Source organism: Streptomyces sp. NPDC052910 (assembly GCF_055585605.1).
Map to the genome: position 1 here is coordinate 59,181 of NZ_JBVJJR010000002.1, position 23,499 is coordinate 82,679.

The 23,499-nt window shown below is 74.9% G+C and carries 22 protein-coding genes; 12 read left to right on the forward strand and 10 right to left on the reverse strand.

Annotated features, from left to right (window positions below):
- Positions 1-90 precede the first annotated feature (90 nt).
- A complete protein-coding gene (locus ACZ6X9_RS06035; protein ID WP_469776729.1) occupies positions 91-693 on the forward strand; it encodes a hypothetical protein in 603 nt (200 codons plus the stop codon).
- Between the two features lie 67 nt (positions 694-760).
- Here the strand turns inward: ACZ6X9_RS06035 and ACZ6X9_RS06040 are convergent, their stop codons facing one another.
- Entirely contained in the window at positions 761-1,723 is a 963-nt protein-coding gene (locus tag ACZ6X9_RS06040) for a LysR family transcriptional regulator (protein WP_469776730.1), read from the reverse strand.
- 163 nt (positions 1,724-1,886) lie between these two features.
- Here ACZ6X9_RS06040 and ACZ6X9_RS06045 point away from each other — a divergent pair, with 163 nt between their 5' ends.
- Together ACZ6X9_RS06045 and ACZ6X9_RS06050 are read left to right on the forward strand one after the other, a co-directional pair.
- Positions 1,887-2,258 carry a YybH family protein gene (locus ACZ6X9_RS06045; RefSeq protein WP_469776731.1) on the forward strand — a complete coding sequence of 124 codons (372 nt, stop codon included), beginning with the start codon at positions 1,887-1,889 and terminating at the stop codon, positions 2,256-2,258.
- Entirely contained in the window at positions 2,255-3,460 is a 1,206-nt protein-coding gene (locus ACZ6X9_RS06050; protein ID WP_469776732.1) for a flavin-dependent oxidoreductase, read from the forward strand. Before ACZ6X9_RS06045 ends, ACZ6X9_RS06050 begins: the two co-directional genes overlap by 4 nt.
- Before the next feature lie 6 nt (positions 3,461-3,466).
- Here the strand turns inward: ACZ6X9_RS06050 and ACZ6X9_RS06055 are convergent, their stop codons facing one another.
- Both ACZ6X9_RS06055 and ACZ6X9_RS06060 read right to left on the reverse strand, forming a co-directional pair.
- Entirely contained in the window at positions 3,467-3,889 is a 423-nt protein-coding gene (locus ACZ6X9_RS06055) for a hypothetical protein (protein ID WP_469776733.1), read from the reverse strand.
- Positions 3,890-4,014: 125 nt separating this feature from the next.
- The gene (locus tag ACZ6X9_RS06060; protein WP_469776734.1) at positions 4,015-4,383 is read right to left on the reverse strand and encodes an arsenate reductase family protein; all 369 of its coding nucleotides are present in this window, start codon (positions 4,381-4,383) and stop codon (positions 4,015-4,017) included.
- Positions 4,384-4,505: 122 nt separating this feature from the next.
- Here ACZ6X9_RS06060 and ACZ6X9_RS06065 point away from each other — a divergent pair, with 122 nt between their 5' ends.
- From ACZ6X9_RS06065 to ACZ6X9_RS06075, 3 genes are all read left to right on the forward strand, one after another.
- Positions 4,506-4,805 (forward strand): hypothetical protein, encoded by a 300-nt coding sequence (locus tag ACZ6X9_RS06065; protein WP_469776735.1) that lies wholly within the window; start codon positions 4,506-4,508, stop codon positions 4,803-4,805.
- Positions 4,806-5,008: 203 nt separating this feature from the next.
- Positions 5,009-6,478, forward strand: coding sequence for a hypothetical protein (locus tag ACZ6X9_RS06070; RefSeq protein ID WP_469776736.1), 1,470 nt, complete (start codon positions 5,009-5,011; stop codon positions 6,476-6,478).
- Positions 6,479-7,480: 1,002 nt separating this feature from the next.
- Positions 7,481-8,113 (forward strand): CBS domain-containing protein, encoded by a 633-nt coding sequence (locus ACZ6X9_RS06075; protein WP_469777617.1) that lies wholly within the window; start codon positions 7,481-7,483, stop codon positions 8,111-8,113.
- A 101-nt stretch (positions 8,114-8,214) separates the two neighbouring features.
- Here ACZ6X9_RS06075 and ACZ6X9_RS06080 read toward each other — a convergent pair whose 3' ends face one another.
- The 3 genes from ACZ6X9_RS06080 to ACZ6X9_RS06090 all read right to left on the reverse strand — a co-directional run bounded on the left by ACZ6X9_RS06080 (position 8,215) and on the right by ACZ6X9_RS06090 (position 10,547).
- On the reverse strand, positions 8,215-9,144 hold the full coding sequence (locus ACZ6X9_RS06080) for a hypothetical protein (RefSeq protein ID WP_469776737.1): 930 nt from the start codon (positions 9,142-9,144) through the stop codon (positions 8,215-8,217).
- A gap of 72 nt (positions 9,145-9,216) precedes the next feature.
- On the reverse strand, positions 9,217-9,483 hold the full coding sequence (locus ACZ6X9_RS06085) for a hypothetical protein (RefSeq protein ID WP_469776738.1): 267 nt from the start codon (positions 9,481-9,483) through the stop codon (positions 9,217-9,219).
- A gap of 176 nt (positions 9,484-9,659) precedes the next feature.
- A complete protein-coding gene (locus ACZ6X9_RS06090; RefSeq protein WP_469777618.1) occupies positions 9,660-10,547 on the reverse strand; it encodes an NAD(P)-dependent oxidoreductase in 888 nt (295 codons plus the stop codon).
- A 168-nt stretch (positions 10,548-10,715) separates the two neighbouring features.
- Between ACZ6X9_RS06090 and ACZ6X9_RS06095 the strand changes: the two genes are divergently transcribed.
- Positions 10,716-11,321, forward strand: coding sequence for a TetR/AcrR family transcriptional regulator (locus ACZ6X9_RS06095; protein ID WP_469776739.1), 606 nt, complete (start codon positions 10,716-10,718; stop codon positions 11,319-11,321).
- On the opposite strand, the gene ACZ6X9_RS06100 is transcribed toward ACZ6X9_RS06095, so the two are convergent.
- The gene (locus ACZ6X9_RS06100; RefSeq protein WP_469776740.1) at positions 11,312-11,434 is read right to left on the reverse strand and encodes a hypothetical protein; all 123 of its coding nucleotides are present in this window, start codon (positions 11,432-11,434) and stop codon (positions 11,312-11,314) included. The genes ACZ6X9_RS06095 and ACZ6X9_RS06100 overlap by 10 nt on opposite strands.
- A gap of 23 nt (positions 11,435-11,457) precedes the next feature.
- Between ACZ6X9_RS06100 and ACZ6X9_RS06105 the strand changes: the two genes are divergently transcribed.
- Positions 11,458-12,378 carry a squalene/phytoene synthase family protein gene (locus tag ACZ6X9_RS06105; protein WP_469776741.1) on the forward strand — a complete coding sequence of 307 codons (921 nt, stop codon included), beginning with the start codon at positions 11,458-11,460 and terminating at the stop codon, positions 12,376-12,378.
- Between the two features lie 150 nt (positions 12,379-12,528).
- Here the strand turns inward: ACZ6X9_RS06105 and ACZ6X9_RS06110 are convergent, their stop codons facing one another.
- Positions 12,529-14,199, reverse strand: a complete 1,671-nt coding sequence (locus ACZ6X9_RS06110) for a bifunctional 3'-5' exonuclease/DNA polymerase (RefSeq protein WP_469776742.1) — start codon at positions 14,197-14,199, stop codon at positions 12,529-12,531.
- Positions 14,200-14,288: 89 nt separating this feature from the next.
- On the opposite strand from ACZ6X9_RS06110, the gene polX reads away from it, so the two are divergent.
- Positions 14,289-16,016, forward strand: a complete 1,728-nt coding sequence (gene polX / locus ACZ6X9_RS06115; protein ID WP_469776743.1) for a DNA polymerase/3'-5' exonuclease PolX — start codon at positions 14,289-14,291, stop codon at positions 16,014-16,016.
- A gap of 103 nt (positions 16,017-16,119) precedes the next feature.
- On the opposite strand, the gene ACZ6X9_RS06120 is transcribed toward polX, so the two are convergent.
- Complete coding sequence (locus tag ACZ6X9_RS06120) at positions 16,120-16,566, reverse strand: hypothetical protein (RefSeq protein ID WP_469776744.1); 447 nt, start codon at positions 16,564-16,566, stop codon at positions 16,120-16,122.
- 357 nt (positions 16,567-16,923) lie between these two features.
- Between ACZ6X9_RS06120 and ACZ6X9_RS06125 the strand changes: the two genes are divergently transcribed.
- The gene (locus tag ACZ6X9_RS06125; RefSeq protein ID WP_469776745.1) at positions 16,924-17,820 is read left to right on the forward strand and encodes a pentapeptide repeat-containing protein; all 897 of its coding nucleotides are present in this window, start codon (positions 16,924-16,926) and stop codon (positions 17,818-17,820) included.
- Positions 17,821-18,109: 289 nt separating this feature from the next.
- Positions 18,110-19,477: a cytochrome P450 gene (locus ACZ6X9_RS06130; RefSeq protein ID WP_469776746.1), complete on the forward strand. Its 1,368-nt coding sequence runs from the start codon at positions 18,110-18,112 to the stop codon at positions 19,475-19,477.
- A 198-nt stretch (positions 19,478-19,675) separates the two neighbouring features.
- On the opposite strand, the gene ACZ6X9_RS06135 is transcribed toward ACZ6X9_RS06130, so the two are convergent.
- The gene (locus ACZ6X9_RS06135) at positions 19,676-21,445 is read right to left on the reverse strand and encodes an NAD(P)/FAD-dependent oxidoreductase (RefSeq protein ID WP_469776747.1); all 1,770 of its coding nucleotides are present in this window, start codon (positions 21,443-21,445) and stop codon (positions 19,676-19,678) included.
- 665 nt (positions 21,446-22,110) lie between these two features.
- Between ACZ6X9_RS06135 and ACZ6X9_RS06140 the strand changes: the two genes are divergently transcribed.
- Positions 22,111-23,136 (forward strand): ParB/RepB/Spo0J family partition protein, encoded by a 1,026-nt coding sequence (locus ACZ6X9_RS06140; RefSeq protein ID WP_469776748.1) that lies wholly within the window; start codon positions 22,111-22,113, stop codon positions 23,134-23,136.
- Positions 23,137-23,499 lie beyond the last annotated feature (363 nt).

Here is a 23,499-nt window from a genome sequence, read left to right on the forward strand (position 1 = left end):
AACCGGAAGGCGCCCGAGCGGCATTGTCAGACCCCTCTGTCACGATCGTTCGTGTGAGTACCCGTGAGGACGGGTGCGGGGAGGACAGCCATGGGTTTCTTCGACGGTCCGGTGACGCCCGGCGAACCGGAGCCGGAATGGCCGCCGTTCGCCGACCTGGGGCCGCCGGGGTCACGGTACGGGGACGACGGGCCGCCCGCCGACCGGTACCTGCCGACGGTGCTCCCCCGGGTGGCGCGGGTGGCCGAAGGACCGCGGGTACGGGTGATGTTCACGGGCTGGGAGGTGTGGCCGGAGGAGGTCACCCTGTGCCTGGACGTCTTCTGGCGACAGCGGCGGACCGACGAGGTGTACGGGGACGCCTGGTACGGCCGGCCCGGCGCGGGCGCGCTGCGGGTGGGGCTGCGGCTGGCGGACGGCCGCCGGGTGACCGCGCGGGACGGCGAGCCGTGGCGGGCCCTGGGCGACGAACGGGCCGTCAGCCTGCGGGAATACGGCGGGGAGCCGGGCGGGGTGTTCCACCGGCCGGTGCGGCTCCTGCTGTCCACGGTGCCGGATGGCGGTCCCGTGACCTTGGTGCTGGAGTGGCCGGACGAGGGGATAGCGGAGACCGTCGCCGTGCTGGACGGCAGTGGCCTTGGGGAGGCGGCGCGGCGGGTGGTCGAGATATGGCCGGAGCGGGTGGGGCCCTGAGGGGAATCGCCGGACGAACTGTTCAGCCCCCGTCCGGCGATTGAGGACAACGGCGCGCGGCGCGGTTTCAGGGGGCCTGGGACACAGCCCCGGGATATGGCGAGATGGGGGTGCCCGCTCTGGGGGAGGGCGCGGGGCCTCTTCCCCCAGGCCCCGCCAGCACCCGCCGTGCCCGGGCGATCAGGGCCCGGCCCGCCGGGCTGGTGGGGCCGTCCGTCCGCCAGGCGAAGGCGAGCCGGCCGCGCAGCGCGGGTGGGTCGATGGCCACCGGCACCAGCTCCGGTGCGCGGGAGGCGGCGAACTCGGCGGGCAGGATGGCCGCCCCGAGTCCGTGCGCGGCGAGTTGGGCGAGGGTGCCCGGATCGCCGGCCTCCAGGGCGATGCGCGGCCGGAAGCCGGCCTCGGCGCACGCCTCGTCGAGCCGGGCGCGCAGCCCGGTGCCGCGCGGCAGGCTGATCAGCGGCCGGTCGCGCAGGGTGTCGAGGGAGACGACGGGGTGCACGGCGAGTTCGTGGCCGGGGGCGACCGCGGCGACGATCGCCTGGTCCTCGAGCACGTGCAGGGACACGCCGGCCGGGCCGTCCTGCCCCACGCTGATGATGACCGCGTCGAAGCGCCCGCCGCGGAGGCCGTCGACCAGTTGGTCCGTCGTGTCCTCGGCCAGGGTGATCTCGACCGCCGGATGCTCCTGGTGGAAGCCCGCGAGCAGGCCGGGCAGATCGGCGTTGTGCGAGGTCACCGTGCCGACGGCGACGCGGCCGCGCAGCAGTCCGGCCATCTCGTCGACGACGAGCCGGGCCCGCTCGACGGCGGCGAGCGCGGCGCGGGCGTGCGGCAGGAAGGCCGCGCCGACCTCGGTGAGCGCCACGGACCGGCCCGAGCGGTCCAGCAGCTCCTGCCCGAGCTCGCGTTCCAGCTTGCGGATCTGCGCGCTGACCCCGGGCTGGGCGACCCGCACCCGCTCGGCGGCCCGGGTGAAGTTGCGTTCCTCCACGACCGTCACGAAGTACTCGAGCTGCCGGAGTTCCATAACCGGCGATGCTAGCAGTCAGACTTTTCATGTCTTGGACTTCTGGGTGACCGCGGAGGAGGCTGGTCCCACCAGGCCGGAGGGGCGCCGGAAAGCCGGGAGGCACCGGAGACGCCCATCCCACCGAGCCCGGGCGGACCACCGACGAAGAAGGAGCGGCGCCATGACCGAGACCCGTGCACGTGCCACCACCCCCGAGGACTTGACCCGGCTGTTCGTGGAACGGGCCAACGCCCGCGACGCCGAGGGAATGGCGGCGCTCTACGCGCCGGACGCCGTGCTCGCGTTCCCGCCCGGCAGCGCGACGGTCGGGCGGGAGGCGATCCGCGCCGCCTGCGAGCGGCTGTTGGCCCATGCCGAGCTGCCGTTCGAGCCCGAGCCGCCGTTGCCGACGGTCCGTTACGGGGCCGACCTCGCCCTCACCTCGACCCGGTCGTCCGACGGCACGGGCGGCAGGGTGCAGGTCGTCCGGCGCGAGCCGGACGGGACCTGGCTGCGGATCATCGACCGGCCGGAGTCGGAGGCCCGCCGGTGAGCGTGCTCGTCGCCGGAGCCGGCATCGGGGGCCTGACCGCCGCCCTGAGCCTGCACGCCGCGGGGATCGACGTCACCGTCGTGGAGAGCGTCCGGGAGATCCGCCCGCTCGGCGTGGGCGTCAACCTCCTGCCGCACGCCGTCCGCGAGCTCACCGAGCTGGGGCTCGGTGACCGACTGGCCGCCGTCGGCGTGCCGACCGCCGAGAACGTGTACTGCGACCGCGACGGCACCGTGCTGTACTCCGAGCCGCGCGGCGTCGCCCAGGGCTACCGCTGGCCGCAGTACTCGATCCACCGCGGGGAGCTCCAACTGCTGCTGCTCGCCGCCGTCCGCGCCCGCCTGGGTCCGGACGCCGTCCGCACCGGGACGCGGCTCGACGGCTTCACCAACACCGCGTCCGGCGTCCGGGCCCGGCTCCTCGACCGGGCCACCGGGGAGCACCGGACCGTGGAGGCCGCCGCGCTGGTCGGGGCGGACGGGCTGCACTCGGCCGTCCGCGGTCTGCTGTTCCCGGACGGCGGGCCCCTGTTGTGGTCGGGGGTCCGGATGTGGCGCGGGGTGACGACGGGCGCGCCCTTCCTCACCGGGCGGTCGGCGGTCCTGGTCCGGGACGGGGACGCCGAGTTCATCGCCTACCCGATCGGCCGCGACCGCGTCAACTGGGTCTGCCAGGTGCGCGAGGCCCCTCCCGGCCCGCTGGACGGCGAGGCGGCCTGGAACCGTCCGGGCCGGCTCGCGGACCTGCTCCCCCGCTACGCCCACTGGTCGCTCGGCTTCCTGGACGTACCGGCCCTGCTGACGGGTGCCGGGCGGATCCTGGAGTACCCGATGGTGGACCGGGATCCGCTGCCGTCCTGGGGTCACGGCCGGGTCACCCTGCTCGGCGACGCGGCGCACCCGATGTACCCGGTAGGGGCCAACGGCGCCTCCCAGGCCGTCGTGGACGCCCGAGTCCTGGCACTGGAGCTGGCGCGGACCGACGACGTGCCGGCCGCGCTGACCCGGTACGCGGACGCGCGGCGGGAGGCGACGGCCGCCGTCGTCCACGCCAACCGGGCCATGAACCAGGCGGTCAGGGGCGTCCCGGACGACGCCGGGCGGAGCGCGGAGCACTACGCCCGCATCACGGACGCCTACCGGCGGGCGAGCGGCGCCGAGCCCGCCGTCCTCAACGCACGGCCGTCGCTGACGCCCCGGTGACCGGGATCAGTACCCGGCCGGGCGGCCGGCGAGCGTCCGCAGCAGGTGGTCGAGCTCGTTCCGCCAGGCGCGGTTGACGTTGATGCGCGTCGGCTTGTCCCGGCCCGGCATCCAGAAGCGGAACGAGCTCCACAGGGTCCCCATGCGCACATCGCTGACCATCGGACGGGCCTGGTCGTGCGACAGGGCCAGCACGAGCTCCTTGGGCCGGCTGCTGAACTTGCCGGCGCGGTGGAAGAGCAGACCCTGCTGCGTGAAGGTGACGAAGTAGGTGTCCACGAAGAGGATCCAGATACTGGAAAAGAAGGCCATGGCGAGCGGGCTGGGGCCGCTGACGCCGTAGACCGTCACCACCGGGCGGTCGTAGGGGTTGGCCTCGGTCACCGCCCGTCCCACGTGTTCCTGGATCGTCGCCTTGCGCAGTGGCATCTCTGCTCCTCGTGCTTCATGGGTCCTGTAGGGGAAAGGCCCCTATTGAAGCCCCTCCCCGCGATCCGGGAACCGGCGGGTTCCGGACAGCGAGGGCAGCGGAGCGGAGCGGCCGAACCCGGTGGTCAGCCGACCGACCGGGAGAGCGCCTCCCGTACCGCGTCCTCGGTGCGGCCCACGACGGCGGTGCCGTCGTCCGCCGTGATGATCGGACGCTGGATCAGCTTGGGGTGCCCGGCGAGGGCGTCGATCCAGCGGTCCCGCGCGGCGGCGTCCCGCGGCCAGTCGGCCACGCCGAGCTCCTTGGCCTCGGCCTCGCCGGTGCGCGTGATGTCCCAGGGCTCCAGGCCGAGCCGCTCGAGCACGGCCCGGATCTCGTCCGCGTCGGGGACGTCGTCCAGGTAGCGGCGGACGGTGTACTCGGCGCCTTCCTCGTCGAGCAGATTGACGGCCGAGCGGCACTTCGAACAGGCGGGGTTGATCCAGATCTCCATGCCGCACAGGGTACCGTCCCTCCCCGTCAAATCCCGCCTGAGCTGGGGCGATTGTCAGTGCCCGGCAGTAGAATGAAGGGGTGGTGAAGAGGTCGCCCGACCCCTTCGACAGGAGGACGCCGATGGCCGCAGCAGCAGCACCGCCCACCGCCCCGTGCACCCTCGAGACGCTGCCGAGGAAGCGGTTGCCCGCCGGGCATCCGCGTGAGTGGTACGAGTCGCACAACCGCCGGCTGAAGGCCATGCGCCTCGCCATCGCGCTGCTCCACAGCGGCGCGTACCGGCCGGAGCAGGCGACCAACCGCAGGATACGCCGGGTCGCCGACCGGATCGGCGTCCGCCCGCCGTCGAACACGACCTGCCGGATGGTCAGGTCGCTGATCCGCGCCGAGGCGCCCGCGGCACGCGCCGGCCGCCGCTGACGCACCCCTTCTGTCCGTTCTCGTCCGTTTCCACGCCTTGTCCCTTTCGCACTCGGATCGTTCGTTCCGCACCGGTTCGTTCCGCGCCGGGTACGTGAGGGACCCGGTGGGCGCGGCGCCGCTCGTCGCGCCGCAACCGCCCGGCCGGCGCCCGTTCCCTCATCCGTCACTCTCCCGTTCCGGCCCGTCCCTAGCGTCGTCGTATGACGATCCAGCAGGTCACCCCGGCCCCGGCCGCTCCGGTGCCGGCCGCGGCGCCCGCCGCCGGGCCGGTGCCGGAAGGGCCCCCACCGGAGCCCCGGGCCGCCGGTGGCCGGGGGACCACGGCCGGGAAACGGCGGCGGCGCGGTCCGGTCGCGCCGGTGCGCCGGCTCGGGGCGCAGGCGGTGCTGATGCTGGCGGCCCTGGCGGCGTTGTGCGCCGCGTCCGTGGCCGGAGCCGTCGTGGTCCGGTCCGACACCGAGCGGCTGCGGCAGACCGTCACCGAGCGGGCGGCGACGGCGTCCGGGCTGCGTTTCGCCCTGGCCGACCTCGACGCGCAGCGTGCCGACTCCCTGGTGCCGGGGCACTCCGCCGACCGGCCCGCCGTCCTGCCCGCGGGCCGGTCGGCGGACGACTTCCAGGTCGGCAACCGCCTCCTGGCCCTGCTCACCGCGCGGCAGCGGCGTGCCGAGGTCAGCGACCTGCTGGGGCGGCTCGGCGGAGACCCGGCCCAGGGCGCGCGGGTGCGGACGCTGCTGGACGGCCTGGGCCGGTACGACGAGCTCGCCGCCCGGTCGGCCGCCGTCGACGAGGCGGCGCCGGACCGGCCCGCCGGCCGTCCGCCCGCCGGTGCCGTCACCCTGTCCGTCGACGCGGGCGAGGTGATGCACCGTGAGCTGCTGCCCGCCGCGGACGCCCTGGCCTCCGGTTACGCGCGGCGGGCCGATCGGTTGGCGGACCGTGCCCACGACGCGGCCGTCACCGCCGCCTGGACCACGGCCGGGACGGGCACCGCAGCCCTGGCCGTCCTCGGATGGTGCCAGTGGCGGCTGGCCCGCCGGTACGGGCGGGTGCTCAACCCGGCGCTGTGCGCGGCGACGGTCGCCGCCGCCGTCGTCACGGCGTTGGGCACCGTGGCGTTCCTGTCGGCGGCGGACGGCGTCCGGGACGCCGCGCGGGACGGCCTGCGCCCGTGGGCCCGACTGGCGGAGGCCCGGGCGGTCGCCGCGGAGGCGGCGGCCACCGAGGGCCGCTGGTTCGTCTACGACACCCGCCCGGGCTCCGCCGCCGTGAGCAGGTTCGGGGACCTGACGGCACGTCTCGACACCCTGCTCGCCCCGGAGGGCTATTCCTACGCTCCGGGGCGCGCCGCCCACCGGGCCGTGCGCGAACGGTACGCCCGGTTCCGCGCCGATGACCTCCGGATGCGGGAGGAGCACGCCACCGGGCGTACGGACGCGGCCGTGCTGACCCTCACCGAACTCGGCCGCGGCCGGATCCCGTTCGACTTCTGGGACTTCACCGGCTCCCTCGACGCGCTGTCGGCGCGGCACTTGGCCGTCCTCACGGACCGTACGGCGTCCGCCCGGGACCGGTTGGCAGGCTGGCCCGCGGTACCGGCGGGCGTACTCGGCGGGGCGGCACTGCTCGTCGGTGCGGGACTGCGCCCCCGGTTCGCCGAGTACCGCTGAAGCGAACGCCCCGGTCGCCCAGGCACACGTCCTCTTCTCCGAGGCCTTGACCGCCACCGGCCGGCCCAAGCCGTCGGCGGCGCACGCGCCGGAGGCGCGCACTGGGCGGACCAGGGCCGGGATGGCCGGCGGGGCCACGCCGCCCTCTGGCCGCCGACTGCCCGGACCGCGCGGGCCGGGAGGACGAGGCCGAGCGGGCCTACGAACGGGCCGGGGCGCTGTGGCGCGGTCCGGGCCGGCCGGAGGCGTGCGTCCGGGTGGTGCGCGCCCGCGCGTGACTCGCCGCGCGCCGGGCGGAGGACGGCCCGTCCCCCCGGGACCGTGAGCTGAGGGCCGAGGCGGAGCGCGAGTGCGCCGCCGCCCTGGCGGCGTCCGGTGACGACGCGGCGCGGAAGCCGCCGCGCGCCGAGCTCGCGTCCACCCACCGGCAGACGGCGAGCTGGTCGTCCGACTCCGCGTGGGCGAGCCGGGGGGCGACGATCACGACCGTGCGGCCCGGGAGGCGTACGAGGAGGGGCCGGCGCGCGTCCGGTGAGCCGTGGCCGTCCGCGCGGAACGCGGTCCCCCTCTGCGGGACGAGCGGACCGCGACCGAGCTGACGGTCGCCTGGCTGGGGGCCGGCCTCGGCCGGGGCGCGGCCGCCGCGGACCGGGCGCGGACAGTGTTCGCGGCGTACGGCGACGAGCAGGGGGGCGCGGCGCCGGCGCGGCGGGTCGAGGCGGAGAACGTCCTCGCGTACGGGGGCCGGCAGCGGGACCGGCGGTCCCCCGCCTCCCCCACGAGCCGGAGCCGGCCCGTCGGCGGCGCTTCTCCCCGAGGGGAGGCCGGGGCGCCGCCGTCACACCGGAGGGTCACCGCCCGGCCGCGCGCTCACCCTCCGGTGTGACGGCGGGAGGTGCCGCTCCGGCGTTCCGGCGCGTGTGCGAGGCTGGGGGCATTCCCGGTGGTCAACGTGGCCGCGCGCCCGGCCGCCGGGTGCGTACCGGAAGGGGCTGGGACATGTTGCAGCACAGGACCGTCGGCGATCTGATGACGCATTCCGTGGTCAGCGTGCAGCGCGGCACTCTGTTCACGGAGATCGTGCATGTGCTGCACGAGCACGACATCACGGCGGTTCCGGTGGTGGACGAGGAGGGCCGCCCGGTGGGGGTCGTCTCGGAGGCGGACCTGCTGGCGAAGGCGGCCCGGCGGGTGGATCCGTCGCTGCCGGCGGCGGTGCGCGCCAAGCACGAGGCGACGACGGCCGAAGGGCTGATGACCAGCCCGGCGGTGTGTGCCCGGCCGGAGTGGAGTGTCGTCCTGGCCGCCCGGACGATGGAGGAACGGCACGTCAAGCGGCTGCCGGTGGTGGACGCCGGGGGCCGGCTGGTGGGCCTGGTGAGCCGTAGTGATCTGCTGCGGGTCTTCCTGCGCGACGACCGTGCCATCCGTCAGGAGATCATCGAGGACGTGCTGGTGCGGACGCTGCACGAGCCGCCGTCGGGCATCGGGGTCGAGGTGACCAACGGTCAGGTGCGGCTGAGCGGTTCGGTGCGGGACGAGGGTCTGGTCCCGGTGCTGGTACGGCTGTGCGGCAGCGTGGACGGTGTGGTGAGCGTCGAGCACCACCTGACCGTCGGAGGCCCGGTGGCCTGAACGGCGGCCGCCGACGGGTGGCGCCGGACGGCTCCCCGCTGCCCGTCCGCGCCACACCCGCGGTCCCCCTCACCGGTCCGGCAGGGGCGGGGTGGCGCCGGTCAGGCCGGGCCGGATCCCCGGCGCCGCCGGGCACGGACCGCGAACGCGCCGAGGGTCGCGAAGCCGGCGCCGACGACGGCGAGACCGGCCCAAACCCAGGCCGTGAGACGGCCGGGAGCGTTCGAGGACGCGGGTACGGGTGGACCGTCGACGATGAGGTTCTGCGTCACGGTGGAACGGTCGCCGCCCGGGGAGACGGTCACCGGGTAGGTGCCCCGCGGCAGGTCCGGCCTGAGCCGCACGTGGCCCGCGTACACGGTCACGAAGCCGTCGTCCGACCGCAGCAGGGGGTCGTCCTCGGTTCCCGTACGCAAGGTCACCGGCCGGTCGAAGGCGGACGACCGCGCCCGCAGGGCCTTGGGTCCGCTCGCGAAGGTGCCGACGGAGATCACGGCTGTCGCGCCGGGGCGCACCCGGTGGCCTGCCGCCGGCCCGGTGGCCGAGCCGCCGCGGGGGTGGATGTCGAAGCGGTACAGGTAGTCCGCGTGGGGAGCCTTCTCCACGATGACCTCGGTGCGGGCGATCTCCCGTCCCCGGTACCGGGCGATGAGCCGGTACCGTCCCGGTTCCTCCGTGACGTGCTGTCCGTACACGTCGGCGTTCCCGGTGGCTCGCCGATCACGTGGGGAGACGTCGAACGGTCCCGCGAAGAGGGACTTCGAGCCGGGGACCGAGTCGATGGTGGCACTCCCCCAGTTGGCGGGCATGCCGTCGAGGCGGACGGCGGCGATGCCGCCGGCCCGGACCGGCGTGTGTCCTCGCGGCCCCAGGCCGAACACTTCCAGCTTCGGCCGGGCGGACGCGTCGCCGGCCCCGGCGGTCCCCGTCGCGAGGGGCGGCGTCGCGGCGTGGCCCGATGACACCGGAGTGACGAGGAGGACGCAGGCGACGGCGGTGGCGCCCCTGGGCAGGCGGCGGGGAGGGCGCATCGGAACCTCCGGGGAGGAGTGCGGGGAAGAGGCGGGGACGGTGTGGGCAGGGGCTCGGGGAGACGGAGGGCTCTACAGCGCGTCGGTCGCCCAGAGGAGGAGGGCCTTCACCGCGAGGGTGCTCACGGCGATGAGGACCGCTCCCTTGGACGGCGTCCCGACCGTAAGGCTGCGCATCCCGAGTACGGCCACGGCCGCGGCCCCCACGGCGAACGCCGCGACCGCCGCCGATTCGGACCCCGCCTGCCGGAGGACCGACGAAGCCGCCAGGATCACCGCCGCCGCGTACCACCAGCCCGCGGGCACTTCCCGGGACGCGCCACTCCGCTGTACAGACAACGCAACCTCTTCCCCACCGTGGGCGGCGGGGCTCTCCCCCCGGCCCCCCCGCACTCGATACGGCCGCTCCCGCCCTGTCCCGAGCGGAACGATCGTGATCATAGATCAACAGGGCGTGACGCCCCTCGGCCGCCCGTCGCGGCGGACGTCCGGAGGGCCGGGCCGGCGGCGGGCCGTTACGCGGCGCCCTTGGTGAAGACCTCGAAGAGGCTGGTGAGGCTGGAGTCGGCGTGCCCGGCCGCGGCGGCGCGGCGGAAGGCGTCCAGGACGGCTCCCGGGAGGGCGGGGTCGACGCCGGCGGCGCGGGCGGTGTGGACGATGTGGTCGACACTGGCGGCGCCCATGGCCACCCGGTCGACGTCGCCGGTGTGGTCGCGGGCGTCGACGCGCGGGGCGTAGAAGGCGTAGAAGTCCGGGAGGGAAGCCGCCGTCGACTGGGCGTAGGGCAGGAACTCCGCGGCGGAGATGCCGTGCGCGTCGGCCACGGCCAGGGCGTGGACGTAGCTGATGAGTCCGGTCCAGAAGATCCCCATCTGGATCTGGTAGTGCAACTGCGCGAGGCCCGGGTCGGCGCCGCGGTAGTCGGTGCCGGTGAGGACGGCCAGCGTGTCCTTGTGGGCTTCGAACGCCGCCTCGTCGCCGCTGTAGAACGTGGACGACTGCGGGTCGCCGATGCCGGAGGGCGGGCACTGCACTCCACCGGTGAGGTGTGTTCCGCCGTGCCGGGCGACCCAGCCCGCCGTCTCGCGGGCCCGGTCGGGGGTGTCGGAGCTGAGGTTGACGATCACCCGGCCGCGGACGGCGTCCGGGGCCTGCTCCAGCACCGCGTGGACGGCGTCGTGGTCCGTCATGCTCATCACGACCAACTCGTCGGCTGCCAGCGCCTCCCCCACGGAGGCGGCGAGGACGGCACCCTCGGCCACCAGGTCGCCGGCCTTGGAGGCGGTGCGGTTCCACACGGTGACCGGGTGTCCCTGCTTCAGGAACGCGCGGACCATCGCCTTGCCCATCGGGCCGAGGCCGATGACGGTGACGGGTCGCTTGCCGGCCGGCCGCGCGCCCATGGACTGCGTGCTCGTCGACTGCGCGCTGATGGCCTGCTCGTGCACGGACTGCCTGCTCATGAAAGCCCCCTCTGGAACGAACGCTCTAATTGGTGATCACCGTAGCACGCCCCTAGAAAGAACGCTCTACTCAGTAGGGCGAACGCTCTATCCAGGTAGGCTGCGGGGATGAAGACGACCACAGGGGACGGCGCCGGGGCGGAGGCCGTCCTCGACACCCGGGAACGGATCGTCCGCGCGGCCTCCCGGCTGATGCAGCGCCAGGGCTACGACGGCACCGGGATCAAACAGATCTCCCAGGAGGCCGGGGCCACGCTCGGCTCCCTGTACCACTTCTTCCCGGGCGGCAAGCAGGAGCTGGCCGTCGCGGCGATCCGCCACGGTGACCAGGAGTTCACCGACCTCCTGCGCGGCGCGCTGGAGAGCGCGGAGGACCCGGGGGACGCCCTCGTGGCCTGCACGGACACGCTGGCGGAGATCCTGCGCGCGTCCGACTGGGCGGACGGCTGCCCGGTCACCGCCACCGCCCTCGGCACGGCGGGCCGTGCCCCGGACATCCAGCGGGCGGCGGCGGAGGCCTTCGCCCGCTGGCGCGCCCTGGTGCACGCCAAGCTGACCGGCGCGGGACTCGCCGAGAACGACGCCCACGACCTCGCGCACACGGTGATCAGCACCCTGGAGGGCGCGGAGCTGGCCGCCCAGGTGTCACGCAGCGAGGAACCGCTGCACACGGCGGGCCGGCACCTGGCCCGCCTGGTCGCCTCCTACCGGTGAGACTGCCTGGGCCGGGCCGGTAGGCTCGGCCCGTCGATCATCACGGAGAGATCGGTCACCACGGAGAGATCGATCACCACGGACGGGTCGATCGTCACGATCGGGTCGATCACCACGGACAGGGAGACGGACCGGCATGCAGGCGTGGACCCCCAGCGGCCGCTCGTGGGAGCGGGCACTGACCGCCGCCGGCATCGGCGACCCCCGGCTGCGCGCCGACTACACCCGGCAGCGCGCCGTGGTCGCCGGCTACCGCCGGCACGCCTACCTGGCGGTGCGACTGCTGCTGCCGCCCGCGCTCGTCCCGCACGCCATCGCCGCCACGGCGTTCATGCACCACACCGACAACCTGCTCGACCGGGGTCCCGGCGCGGCCGCCGCCTGGCCCGCCTGGGAGGCCCGGGTCCGGGCCGGACTGGCCGGGGGCGAGGACGGGCACCCGGTCGTCGGGCCCCTGCTGCACACCGTCGCCGCGCATCCCCGGCTGCGCGGCCACGTGGAGGACTTCCTCACCGGGGCGCCCCTGGAGCGGGACACCACCGGCTTCGCCACCGAGGGCGAGTACCAGAAGTACGTCGACGTCTACGCGCTCCCGGCGTTCATGACGATCGCCGGGCTGCTGCTGGCCCCGGAGGCCGACGCGGACGCCTCCCGCGAGGTCTGCCGCGCGTACATCGACGGCAGCCAGCGCCTCGACTTCGTGAACGACCTGGCCGAGGACCTGCGGGACGGCCGCCTCGGCCTGTCCGAGGAGGCCCTGGAGCGGTACGGCGTCACCCGTGCCGCGCTCGAACGGGGGCGGGAGGCGCCCGGCGTCCGCGGCCTGCTGCGCGACCAGCTCTTGCTGGCCCGCCGGGACCTGCTCGCGGCCCGGCGGCTGGTGGCCTTCACGCCGCCCGGGCACCGGGCCTTCACCCGGGCGGTGATCGCCCTGGAGATACTGACCGCCGACGCCGCCCTGGCCGCGGGGCCGTCCGTACTGCGCCGGCCGGTCCGCCCGCCGCTGCCCGGCGCCCTGGCCGTGCTCCTCCGCGAATACCGTCGCCGGGGACGGTGAACCGGGACGGGCGAGGGGCCCCCTCGGCCGGGTGAAGGCGCCCGGTCCGCGCGACCCTCGCCACGGGCGCGGACCGGGGACGCCGATCCTCGACGCCGGATCACGGACGCCGGGCCCGGAGACGCCGGTCGCGGTCCGGGCCCCCGCCCGTCAGTCCTTGGCGTCCGCGTAGCACTCGACGACGGCGACCGTGAACGGGAAGCGGGCCGGCGTCTCGCCGAACGCGAGGCGCCCGGCCTCGTCCCCGGCCCACCGGATCGCCTCCGTCACCGCCTCGGCTTCCTCCTCGGGGCAGTGCACGATCAGCTCGTCGTGCTGGAAGAAGACCAGCTCGGCGCGGAGCCCGGCGAGGGCCTGCCGGACCAGGGCGAGCACGATCAGCGCCCAGTCGGCCGCGCTGCCCTGGACGACGAAGTTGCGGGTGAACCGGCCGCGGGCGCGCGCCGCGCCGGGGGAACCGGCCGGCTCGTCCTGCGGCAGCCCCGCCTCGTCAGGCACGGCGGTCGAGGCGGGCGGACACGTCCGCCCCAGCCACGTCCGTACCAGCCGCCCCTCCTCCCCCGCCCGGGCCGCGTCGTCCACGTGCGCCACCGCCCGGGGGAAGCGCCGGCGCAGGTCGGCCAGGTGCTTGAGACCGTCCCCCGCCGTCTGCCCGTAGATGGCGCCCAGCACCGCGAGCTTGGCCCGGTCCCGGTCGCCGGCGAACGCCCGCTCGGCCAGGTCCGCGTAGAGGTCGCGGCCGGATCCCGCGACCTCCATGAGACCGGGGTCGCGGGAGACGGCGGACAGCACCCGGGGCTCGATCTGGTCGGCGTCGGCGACCACCAGCCGCCAGCCGGGGTCGGCCACCACGGCCCGCCGGATCACCTTGGGGATCTGCAGGGCGCCGCCGCCGTTCGTCGTCCACCGGCCGGTGACCGTGCCGGACGGCACGTACTCGGGGCGGAACCGGCCGTCGCGGACCCAGGTCTGGAGCCACTGCCAGCCGTGCGCCGTGTGCAGCCGGTACAGCTTCTTGTACTCCAGCAGCGGCGCGACGGCCGGGTGGTCGACGCGGCGCAGCTCCCAGGCGCGGGTGGAGGAGAGGGCGACGCCCTCGCGAGCGAACGCGCGGACGATGTCGGCGGGCAGGTCGGGCCGGACGCGGACGCCTCCGAACGCGCGCGACACCTCGTCCGCGAGCTCGGCCAGCCGCCGGGTCTCCTGCCCGCCCGGATACCGCTCCCCCAGCAGCGCCGTCAGCAGCGCCCGGTGGACGTCGGCGCGCCAGGGCACTCCCGCGCGGGACATCTCGGCGGCGACGAGCGTGCCCGCGGACTCGGCGGCGAGCAGCAGCCGCATCCGTCCGGGGTGTTCCGTGTCCTTCACCCGGGCCTGCTGGTCGGCGTACACGTCGAGCAGAGCGTCCAGTGGATCGGTGCCGGGCGGCAGCGGGACCGGGCCGGGGTCGAACAGCGACGGCTGTCCGTCGGGCGCGCGGGCGGGCGGGTCGGCGGGGACGGGCAGCCCTTTGAGCCGCGCCCAGGCGGCGGCGAGCGACCGGGGCTGACCGGACTGCCCCTCCGCGTGCCCGACGAGCAGCGCCTCCGCGGCCTCCACGTCGTGGCAGCGCTCGACGTGCACGCCGGCCGCCGCCGCGCGCCCGTACGCCTCCCCCGTCGACGGCCAGATCCACCGCGACGCGTCCGGCCGGGCCCGGACGGCCGCGGCCAGGCTCGGCTCGACGACGGCCGGGCCCGTCGGCCGCCCGTCGTCGCCGACCGGGCGCAGCCGTACGGCCCCGCCCTTCACGTCCCCCGCTCCCACCACTGCCCATCTCACGTTCGCAGTGTCGCACCGGGGTCCGACAACGGGCCGGAGCCGGCCGTCGCCGAGATGTGCGGGCGGCGGCCCGGTGGCACGCTGAACCCATGGCCCGGCCCAACGCGGTGGTCGAGGCGCTGCTCCAGGAGTACGCCGACCTCGTCGCCATCACCGGGGGCGACGCGTTCAAGGCGCGCGCCTACGAGAAGGCGGCCCGCGCCGTCGGCGGACATCCGGACGACGTGTCCTCCTTGGACGCCAAGGCGCTGCGCGAGATCCCCAACGTCGGGAAGTCGATCGCCGAGAAGATCGAGGAGTTCCTGCGGACGGGCCGGGTCGCGGCCTTCGAGGAGACCCGCGCGTCCGTCCCGGCCGGAGTGCGGGAGCTGCTCGCCATCCCCACCCTGGGGCCGAAGAAGGCCCTCGCTCTCTACGAGGAGCTCCGCGTCTCCTCGGTACCGGAACTGCTCGACGCCGTCCGCGCGGAACGACTGCGCGACCTCAAGGGATTCGGGGAGAAGACCGAGCGGAACATCCTGCACGGCATCGAGCTGATGCAGCGGGCGGGCGGCCGGATCCTGCTCTCGGCCGCCCTGGACACGGCGGAGAAGATCGTCGCGGAGCTTTCGGCCGTGCCCGGCTGCGCGGACTGCGCCTACGCGGGGTCGCTGCGGCGGATGCGGGAGACCATCGGCGACATCGACATCCTGGTGGCGGCCGACGACCCCGAGCCGTTCATGGCGGCCTTCCGCGCCCTGCCGGACACCGCGGAGGTCATCGCCGGCGGCCGGAAGAAGACGTCCGTGCGGACCCGGACCGGCCTCCAGGTCGACCTGCGGGTCCTGCCGCCGGACGCGTGGGGTGCCGGGCTGCTCTATTTCACCGGCTCCAGGGCGCACAACATCCGTATCCGCGAGATCGCCGTGCGCAAGGAGCTCAAGCTCTCCGAATACGGCCTCTTCCGCACGGGGAGCGGCCGCAAGGTCGCCTCGCGGACGGAGGAGGAGGTCTACGCGCGGCTCGGGCTGCCCTGGATCCCGCCGGAGCTCCGCGAGGACCGCGGGGAGATCGCCGCCGCGCTGCGGGACGACCTCCCGGACCTGATCACGGAGGACGACATCCGCGGGGACCTGCACACGCACACCGACCTCACGGACGGCGTGTCCCCGCTGGAGGAGATGGTGGCCGCGGCGGCCGAGCGCGGATACGCGTACTACGCCGTCACCGACCACGCTCCGAACCTGTACATGCAGCGGATGACGGACGAGAAGATCCTGGCCCAGCGGGAGCGGGTGCGGGCGCTGGACGGCAGGCACCGGAAGATGCGGCTCCTGCACGGCACGGAGCTGAACATCGGGCCGGACGGCGACCTGGACTGGCCGGACGACTTCCTCGCCGGTTTCGACCTGTGCGTGGCCTCGGTGCACTCGCACTTCCACCAGACCCGCGAGGAGCTGACCCGGCGGCTGGTGCGGGCCTGCGAGAACCCGTACGTGTCGGTCATCGGCCACCCCACCGCCCGCCGGATCGGCAAGCGGCCCGGCATCGACGCCGACTTCGACGCGGTCTTCGCCGCCTGCGCCCGCACCGGCACCGCGCTGGAGATCAACTCCCACCCGGAGCGGCTGGACCTGTGTGACGAGGACATCCTGCGGGCGCGCCGCCACGGCGTGAAGTTCGCCGTCAGCACGGACGCCCACGCGGTCACCCACCTGCCCTATCTGCGCTTCGGGGTGGGCACGGCCCGGCGCGGCCGGCTGACGAAGGACGACGTCGTCAACGCGTGGCCGTTGCAGCGGCTGAAGCGGTTCCTCGGCGCGAAGCGGCGGCGGTGAGCGGTGGCCGGAGGCGGCGGTGCCAGGGCGGCGACGGTCGCGGGGCGCCCCGGCCGCGCGTGCCGGGCCGCCCCGCGAGCCTCTCGGCCGGTCCTCCGGTCCGCTAGTCCTCGTTGGGCGGGCTGACGTACTCCAGGGTCCACGTCTCCTGGAACTCGGGCTTCGGCGGAACGAGAACGAGTTGCGCGCCGCGGTGCCCGGCCCGCAGGGCGAGGCCCTTGTCGGAGAGGATCTTGACGCCGCCGAGCACCGGCTCGAACGTGAAGGTCGCCAGTTCGCCGCGCTGGACCCCGTTGACGAAGAGCTTCTCCTCGGCGATCACGAGGCCCGCCTCCTGGTGGTGGGCGAGGCGGATCACGTACGGCGCGCCCGGGACCGGCTCGACGGGCTCGACGCTCCACTCCTGCTCGATCGGGAGCGGGTTCAGCCGGTCGGCGATGACCGGGGCACCGTGCCGGACGGCGTGCTCGGTGGCCGTCATCAGGGCGGACGGGCCGATGATGTGGGCATGGAACTTGTAGATGCCGGGCTTGACCGGGATCGGAGGCATACGGGACTCCTTCCTTCTCGGCTCTCGGCGCGCGCTCGCCACCGGCGGGCATGTCCCGAACACGCGCCGGCCACCGGCGGGCGGCCGGCGGCACTCGTTCCAGCCTCACGGCCCGCATGGCTCGCGCACAGGGCCGGAAGCCGCCAAGTCCACGACGGCGCGGACTGCTCGATCACCGGTGCGAACGCGGTGGGCTCCGTGTTCGAAGCCGCTCCGGCGCCGCCCCGGCGGCCCGCCCCGGGCACGCCCTAAACTGGTGTGATCACCCCCGCGCCGCCCCCGCAGGACCGGCCGGGACCCGCCCGCTCCGCGCCCCGGCCCCGCCGCGGCCCCGCCCTCGAAGGAACTCCGCGCACCGTGGCCGACATACGCGACGTCCCCGACACCGACTCCCTCGGCCTGCGGGCCGACTGCGGCAACTGCTTCGCGCTGTGCTGCGTGGCCCTGCCGTTCGCGGTCTCGGCCGACTTCGCGATCGGCAAGGACGCCGGGAAGCCCTGCCCCAACCTGCGGGAGGACTTCCGCTGCGGCACGCACACCACGCTCCGGGAGAAAGGTTTCTCGGGGTGCACGGTGTACGACTGCTTCGGCGCCGGGCAGAAGGTCTCGCAGGTCACCTTCGGGGGGACGAGCTGGCGGGAGGCGCCGGAGACGGCCAAGGCGATGTTCGACGTGTTTCCGGTGATGCGGCAGTTGCACGAGTTGCTGCGGTATCTGGCGGAGGTGCTGGCGCTGCCGAAGGCCCGTCCGGTCCACCGTGACGTCCGCCGGGTACTCGGCAGGATCGAGGCGCTGACCCGGTCGGAGGCCGAGGTGCTCCTCGGGCTTGACGTGCCCGCGCTCCGGCAGGAGGTGAACGTCCTGCTGCTGCGCGCGAGCGAGCTGGTGCGCGGCGGGGACGCGGGCACCCAGGGAGCCGGCGGAAGGGCCGGCAAGGGGGGCAAGGGAGCCAGGGCGGGGAAGGGCGGGAAGGGGAAGAACCGCCGGGGCGCCGACCTGATGGGCGCGCGCCTCCGCGGCGCGGACCTCCGGGCGGCCGACCTCCGCGGCGCGTACCTGATCGCCGCCGACCTCTCGGACGCGGACCTCCGCGAGGCCGACCTCATCGGCGCCGACCTGCGCGACGCGAACCTGGCCGGAGCGGACCTGACCGGAGCCTTCTTCCTGACCCAGCTCCAGGTGAACGCGGCCCGGGGCGACGCCCGGACCAGGCTGCCGGAAGGCCTGGACCGACCGGGGCACTGGGAGCGGTAAGCCGACCGCCGCGAGCTGTGCGGCGCGTGGGGACGATCACGCGCCGCCTTTCCGGAAGAGCGCCGGTCGCCCTCCGCACCGAGGCGCGCGCAGGGGAGCCCTTCGCCGGAGTTCGCCCGTCTTTCACCCCTGTGCTCCCCGATTGCCGGGGATTGTGGCGACGTGTCGGGGGCACGGGGTACCTCGGCGGCCCGGAACGCGGGGTTCGACCCGTGCCCGAGGGCGGCCCTGGTCGCCGTGTCCGCGCGCCGGGCCGCCGCCCCCCGTCGGTACGAACCTCGGAGCGCTCGTGACCGCTCGCTGCACTTACGGTGTCGCCCCGGGGGCGTTGCCGCTCCTCGGCCACGCCCTGCCCCTCCTTCGCGACCCCCTCGCCTTCCTCGACGCGCTGCCCGCCCGCGGCGACCTGGTCCAGGTCCGGCTCGGTCCCGTCCGGGCGGTGGTGGTCTGCGACCCCGAGCTCACCCGCCACGTCCTGCGGGACGACCGGACCTTCGACAAGGGCGGCCCCCTCTACGAACGGATCCGGGAGGTGACCGGGAACGGTCTGGCCAGTTGCCCGCACCGCGACCACCGGGGCCAACGGAAGCTGGTGCAACCGGCGTTCCACTCCGCGCGGATGGCCTCCTACGCCGAGGTGATGACCCGTCAGGTACGGGTCACGACGGGGGCGTGGCGCGACGGCGGGACGGTCGACGCCGCCGACGAGATGCTCGCGCTCAGCGCCCGGATCACCGTCGCGGCGATGTTCGGCGCGGAGGCGGACGACGCGCGGCTCGCGCCGCTGCTCGACGACTTCACCACCGTCGTGGCGGGCATCCCGCGGCGCGCCCTCGTACCACCGGCGGCCGACCGGCTGCCGACGCCCGGCAACCGCCGTTACGACCGGGCACGGTCCCGGCTCCGCGGCGCGATCGGCCGGCTCATCACCGACCGTCACGACGGCCCGCCCGGTACCGGCGCGGACCACGGCGACCTGCTCTCCCTGCTGCTGGCCGCCGGCCGGGACGGGCCGGACGGCCGGGCGCCGTCCGACGACGAGGTCGCCGACCAGCTCGTCACCTTCTTCGCCGCCGGCACGGAGACCAGCGGCAGCGCCCTGGCCTGGGCCCTGCACCTGCTGGGCGGCCACCCCGAGGTGGCCCGCCGGCTGCGCGCCGAGGTGGACACGGTGCTCGGCGACGCCCCCGCCGCCACCCTCACCCACCTGCCGGACCTGCGGCTCACCGCGGCGGTGGTCAACGAGGCGCTGCGGCTGTACCCGCCGGCCTGGCTGCTCACCCGGACCACCACCCACGAGACGCTCCTGGGCGGACACACCCTCCCCGCCGGTACGGCCGTGGTCTACAGCGCCTACCTCCTCCACCGGCGGCCGGACCTGTTCCCCGACCCCGAGCGTTTCGACCCGGACCGCTGGATCACCGCGCCGGGTGCCCCCGCGCCGCCGCGCACGGCGTTCCTGCCGTTCGGCAGCGGCCCCCGCAAGTGCATCGGCGACGTCTTCGCCCTCACCGAGGCGGCCTTGGCGCTGGCGACCGTCGCCGCGGGCTGGGATCTGCGCCCGGCGGGCGGCCGCCGGGTCCGCCCGGCACCCCGCCTCGTCCTGAGCCCGCACCGGCTGCCGATGACGACGGCGGCGCGGGTCCGGGGCGGGTGATCCGGCGTGGAGGGGCGAGCCGAGGTGGGCGCGCGAGCCGGGAGTGGGCGCGTGAGTCACGGTGGACGGATGAGCCGCGGTGGACGGATGAACCGCACGGACGGATCACCGAACGGACGGGCCGCCGTCGGACGCGGACGCCGGCGGGGCCGTGTACCCCGGCCCCGCCGGAGAGGCAGGGGCCGGGGCGCCCCTCCCTCAGGCGGCCGGGGCGATGCGCAGGAAGCCGCCCACGCACATGCGCTTGACGAGGCGGATCTGCGCGGGCGTGAGGCGCCCGGCGATCTCGCCGTACTTCACCGGGCCGGCGCTCAGCAGGTCCCACAGTTCGTCCACGCCGTCCCGGCGGGCGTCGGCGTCGATGGACGGGCCGTGCGGGTCCTCGGTGGAGTGGATCCGCCGGCACGGCACGGTGTCGCGCAGCGGCGCCGGCACCGCGGCGTGGTGGGTCAGGGGGTTGCGCCAGTAGTCGGCCATGCCGTCCAGGACGGCGGGCGGGAGCCGGACGTTGGCGGGCGGGTTGGTGGCCTTGAAGCCGGGCACCACCATGGTGACGCCGTCGCGGACGGCGGTGGTGGGGGCCAGCGTGAGGACGGCGTCGGGGGTGAGGCCGGCCGGCTCGGCCAGGGCGGTGGCGGACAGGTAGGGGCCGGCCGCGTCCAGGTCCTCGACCCGGCGGCTGTTGTGCGTCATGACGTCCAGCAGGGCGGGCTGGAACGCCGTGTTGAGCAGGGCGTCGAAGGTCTGCTCGCGGATGCCGAGGTCGGCGCCGGTGCCGCGGGTGTTCCAGTAGACGCTGCCCGGGTTGTTCTTGGCGATGGCGTGGTACCACTGGTCGATCATCAGGGCGAACGTCTCGGCGGTGCCGTGCCACTTGTCGTTGTAGTCCCGCCAGAGCTGCCGCCGGTCGGCCTCCTCCAGGCTGCCGTCGGTGGTCTTCACCAGCAGCAGCGCGGCGGCCTGCGCCTGGGTGAGGGCGACGGCGACGCCCGAGGAGAAGAGGGGGTCGACGAAGAAGGCCGCGTCGCCCACGAGCAGGTGCCGCTCGTCGTAGTCGCCGAACTCCTCTGCCACGCGCGAGTAGTTGGTGGCGGTGATCATGTGGTCCGCGACCGGCACCACGTCGGTGACGAGGTCCTTGAGGTACGGGACCTCGCGCACGGCGGCGAGGAACGTCGCCTGGTCGGTGTAGTCGCGCCCGGGCTCCTTGAGGACGGCCGGGTTGGTGACGATGCCGACGGAGTGGGTGAGGACGCGCCGGCCGTCGATGATCTTCGGTACGGGGATGTACCAGCACCAGCCGTCGCGGAAGGCGAAGCAGCCGATGGGCGAGAAGTTGTCGGCGGTGAAGACGTTCCAGTCGGCGGGCAGGTTCTGGGTGTGCCGGCCACCGGTGAAGTGCTGCCAGATGGCGATGTTCTTGAAGTTCGAGAGCCAGCCGCGTTTGTTGCGGGCGGCGGAGACGCTGCTCTGGCGGCCCGAGGCGTCGACGAAGTAGCCGGCGCGGACCGAGGTTCCGTCGGCGAGGCGGACCACCCCGCCGTTCACGTCGGGTTCGTAGGCGGTGACGGCGGTGCCCTGGAAGACGTCCACCCCCACGTCGGCGGCGTGATCGAGCAGAATGTGGTCGAACTCGGCCCGGTTGACGTGCATCGTCCAGCGCAGCACGCCGTCCTTCTCGAACAGCGCCCGGTCGAAGAGGGCGACGCTCGGCCGGTCCGGGTCCCAGGCGTAGACGCCGCCGAACTTCTTCACCCAGCACGGACTGGCGAGGACCTTGCCGAGGGCCCCGCTCTCCTGGAGCGCCGGGACCACGGGGTGGGCGAACGACTCGCCGATGTGCTCGCGGGGGAACACCTCCTTGTCGAAGATGGCCGTCCGCAGGTCGCTGCGCTGGGCGAGCAGGGCACCGAGGGTGGAGCCGGCCGGCCCGCCACCCATGATCACGACGTCGTAGTACTCCCGCACGGTGGTGACCTTTCGTTCGCTGAACAGGTGGGTTCCACAGGTTCGAGGGACCGGTTGGCGCCGGACGGCGGCGGATGGGACCGGACGTACCGGTCGGCGGAGGTGGTGACCCGGGGCCCGGCGGGGCCGTCCGCCCGGTGCGCCGCACGGCAGGGCGCGCGGCAGGGCGCGCCGGGCCGGGGCCTCGGGAACGCCGATCGCCGAACGGGCACCGAACCGCCCCGTACCGCGCCTGGCTCGGAATCGACGCCCTGACCGTACGCGGCGCGGGCGGCCCCGTCCATGTGTGCGCACGCCCTGAACGAGGCGTCTCAACAGGAGGATTGCGGTCCGCGGGCGCTTCCCGGCGCGGTCCGCTCGCGGAGGACGGGAGGGGCCCCGGGATGGTGGCGCGCTTCCGTTTCGGCCCCGCGGCGCGACGGAAGCGTACCTTCGTCCCCACGCGTTCACCGGCGGGAAACCGCGGCCGGCGACCGGACCCACGTCTGCCGGTTCCTCTTCCAACTCGCCGCTCGCTCCAGGGAATTGGAACTTCCGCCCGACGGCCGGTCATACCCTCCGTCAACCTCTTGCCTGGATCCGAAGCGCGTGGTTAGCGTAAGGGCGCAGCACCATCAGTCATGCGGGGGAACGCGGGGGATCTGATGAGTGACGATGGCGGCTCCATGCCTTTCCTGACACCGGTCCTGAGCGCGACGACGCGCTCCGATGTGCCGGTGGACTCCTTATTGTCCGCCGATTCGCCGCGTACCGACGGCCTGGACCGGGCGTACGTCGACTCGCTCGTCGCGCTGGACGAGGACCTTCCGCCGATCGTGGTCCACCGCCCGACCGGGCGGGTGATCGACGGGATGCACCGGCTCGCCGCCGCCCGCGCCCGGGGCGACCGGACCATCAGCGCCTACCTGTTGGACATGCCGGAACGGAACGTGTTCGCCACCGCGGTGAGCCTGAACATCTCCCACGGCAAGCCGCTCACCCACGACGACCGGCTCGCCGCCGCCGCCCGGATCCTGCGGGAGAGCCCCGCGCTCTCGGACCGGTACGTCGCGTCCGTCACCGCCCTGTCACCCCGGACCGTCGCCCGGGTCCGCCGTTCAAGCGTCGATGTTGCCCACTTGAACACGCGGATCGGGCTGGACGGCAAGCGGCGCAGGGCGGACGTCGCGAGCGTCGCCAGTGGCCGGCTGCGGGCGGTCGAGGCCATCCGGCAGCGCCCGGAGGCGAGTCTGCGCGAGATCGCCCGGCTCGCAGGGATCTCGCTCGGCACGGCGCACGATGTGAAGAAGCGCCTGCTGCTCGGCATGGACCCGGTGCCGCGGGGCTCGGGTACCGCCGTCGAGCGGGCCCGGGAGCCGCGGACGGAATCGCGCCCGGAGACGCGGATCGCCGACGCGCCGTCCCTGCGCGACGCGCGGGAACGGCTGGACCGGCTCCGCAAGGATCCGGCGTTGCGGCTCTCCCGGTCCGGCCGCTTCCTGCTGCGCGGTTTCGCCGTGCACGACCTGGACGCCACGGTGTGGGAGAAGCTCGCCGCCACCATTCCGCCGCACTGCGCGGACGGCGTCACCCGGCTGGCCCGGGAGTGCGCCGACGTGTGGGTCCGCTTCGCCGAGCGGGTGGAACGGGAGGCCCAGGCCGGCGAGGCGGGCCGGGCCGAGCCCGCCGGAGGGCCCCGGCCGAGGGCCTGACCGGGCGCCGGCCGTCCGGCCGGTATCCCCCGGGCGTCCCGTTGCCCCCTGTCGCCTCTCCGTCACCGCTCCGGCCGCGTCCGCTGCGAAACCTCATCACCTCCGTCCCCTCCCTCACCGCCGAGGGCACCGCCCGGCGCCCTCCCCCACATCCCACGCCCCGAGCGCCCGCGGGGACGGACGGCCTCACCGCCGTCCGTCCCCGCGGGCGCTCGGCGTGTCCCGGGATACCGCAGGGCGGCCCGTCCGCGACGGCGCACCCGGAACGGGACGCACGGGGGCGCCCCCTTCCGCCGGCCGGCCGCCCCGCACCAGGACGTCGAACACACCTTCCCCCAGCGGCCGTTGTGGGAGGATTCCCCT

Bases quoted from the DNA above. Each gene is read 5' to 3' on its own strand.
- ACZ6X9_RS06140 (WP_469776748.1), top strand. From the start codon at position 22,111: ATGCCTTTCCTGACACCGGTCCTGAGCGCGACGACGCGCTCCGATGTG.
- ACZ6X9_RS06120 (WP_469776744.1), bottom strand. From the start codon at position 16,566: ATGCCTCCGATCCCGGTCAAGCCCGGCATCTACAAGTTCCATGCCCAC.
- ACZ6X9_RS06065 (WP_469776735.1), top strand. From the start codon at position 4,506: ATGGCCGCAGCAGCAGCACCGCCCACCGCCCCGTGCACCCTCGAGACG.
- polX (WP_469776743.1), top strand. From the start codon at position 14,289: ATGGCCCGGCCCAACGCGGTGGTCGAGGCGCTGCTCCAGGAGTACGCC.
- ACZ6X9_RS06060 (WP_469776734.1), bottom strand. From the start codon at position 4,383: ATGGAGATCTGGATCAACCCCGCCTGTTCGAAGTGCCGCTCGGCCGTC.
- ACZ6X9_RS06105 (WP_469776741.1), top strand. From the start codon at position 11,458: ATGCAGGCGTGGACCCCCAGCGGCCGCTCGTGGGAGCGGGCACTGACC.
- ACZ6X9_RS06055 (WP_469776733.1), bottom strand. From the start codon at position 3,889: ATGCCACTGCGCAAGGCGACGATCCAGGAACACGTGGGACGGGCGGTG.
- ACZ6X9_RS06080 (WP_469776737.1), bottom strand. From the start codon at position 9,144: ATGCGCCCTCCCCGCCGCCTGCCCAGGGGCGCCACCGCCGTCGCCTGC.
- ACZ6X9_RS06095 (WP_469776739.1), top strand. From the start codon at position 10,716: ATGAAGACGACCACAGGGGACGGCGCCGGGGCGGAGGCCGTCCTCGAC.
- ACZ6X9_RS06040 (WP_469776730.1), bottom strand. From the start codon at position 1,723: ATGGAACTCCGGCAGCTCGAGTACTTCGTGACGGTCGTGGAGGAACGC.
- ACZ6X9_RS06070 (WP_469776736.1), top strand. From the start codon at position 5,009: ATGACGATCCAGCAGGTCACCCCGGCCCCGGCCGCTCCGGTGCCGGCC.
- ACZ6X9_RS06035 (WP_469776729.1), top strand. From the start codon at position 91: ATGGGTTTCTTCGACGGTCCGGTGACGCCCGGCGAACCGGAGCCGGAA.
- ACZ6X9_RS06045 (WP_469776731.1), top strand. From the start codon at position 1,887: ATGACCGAGACCCGTGCACGTGCCACCACCCCCGAGGACTTGACCCGG.
- ACZ6X9_RS06090 (WP_469777618.1), bottom strand. From the start codon at position 10,547: ATGGGCGCGCGGCCGGCCGGCAAGCGACCCGTCACCGTCATCGGCCTC.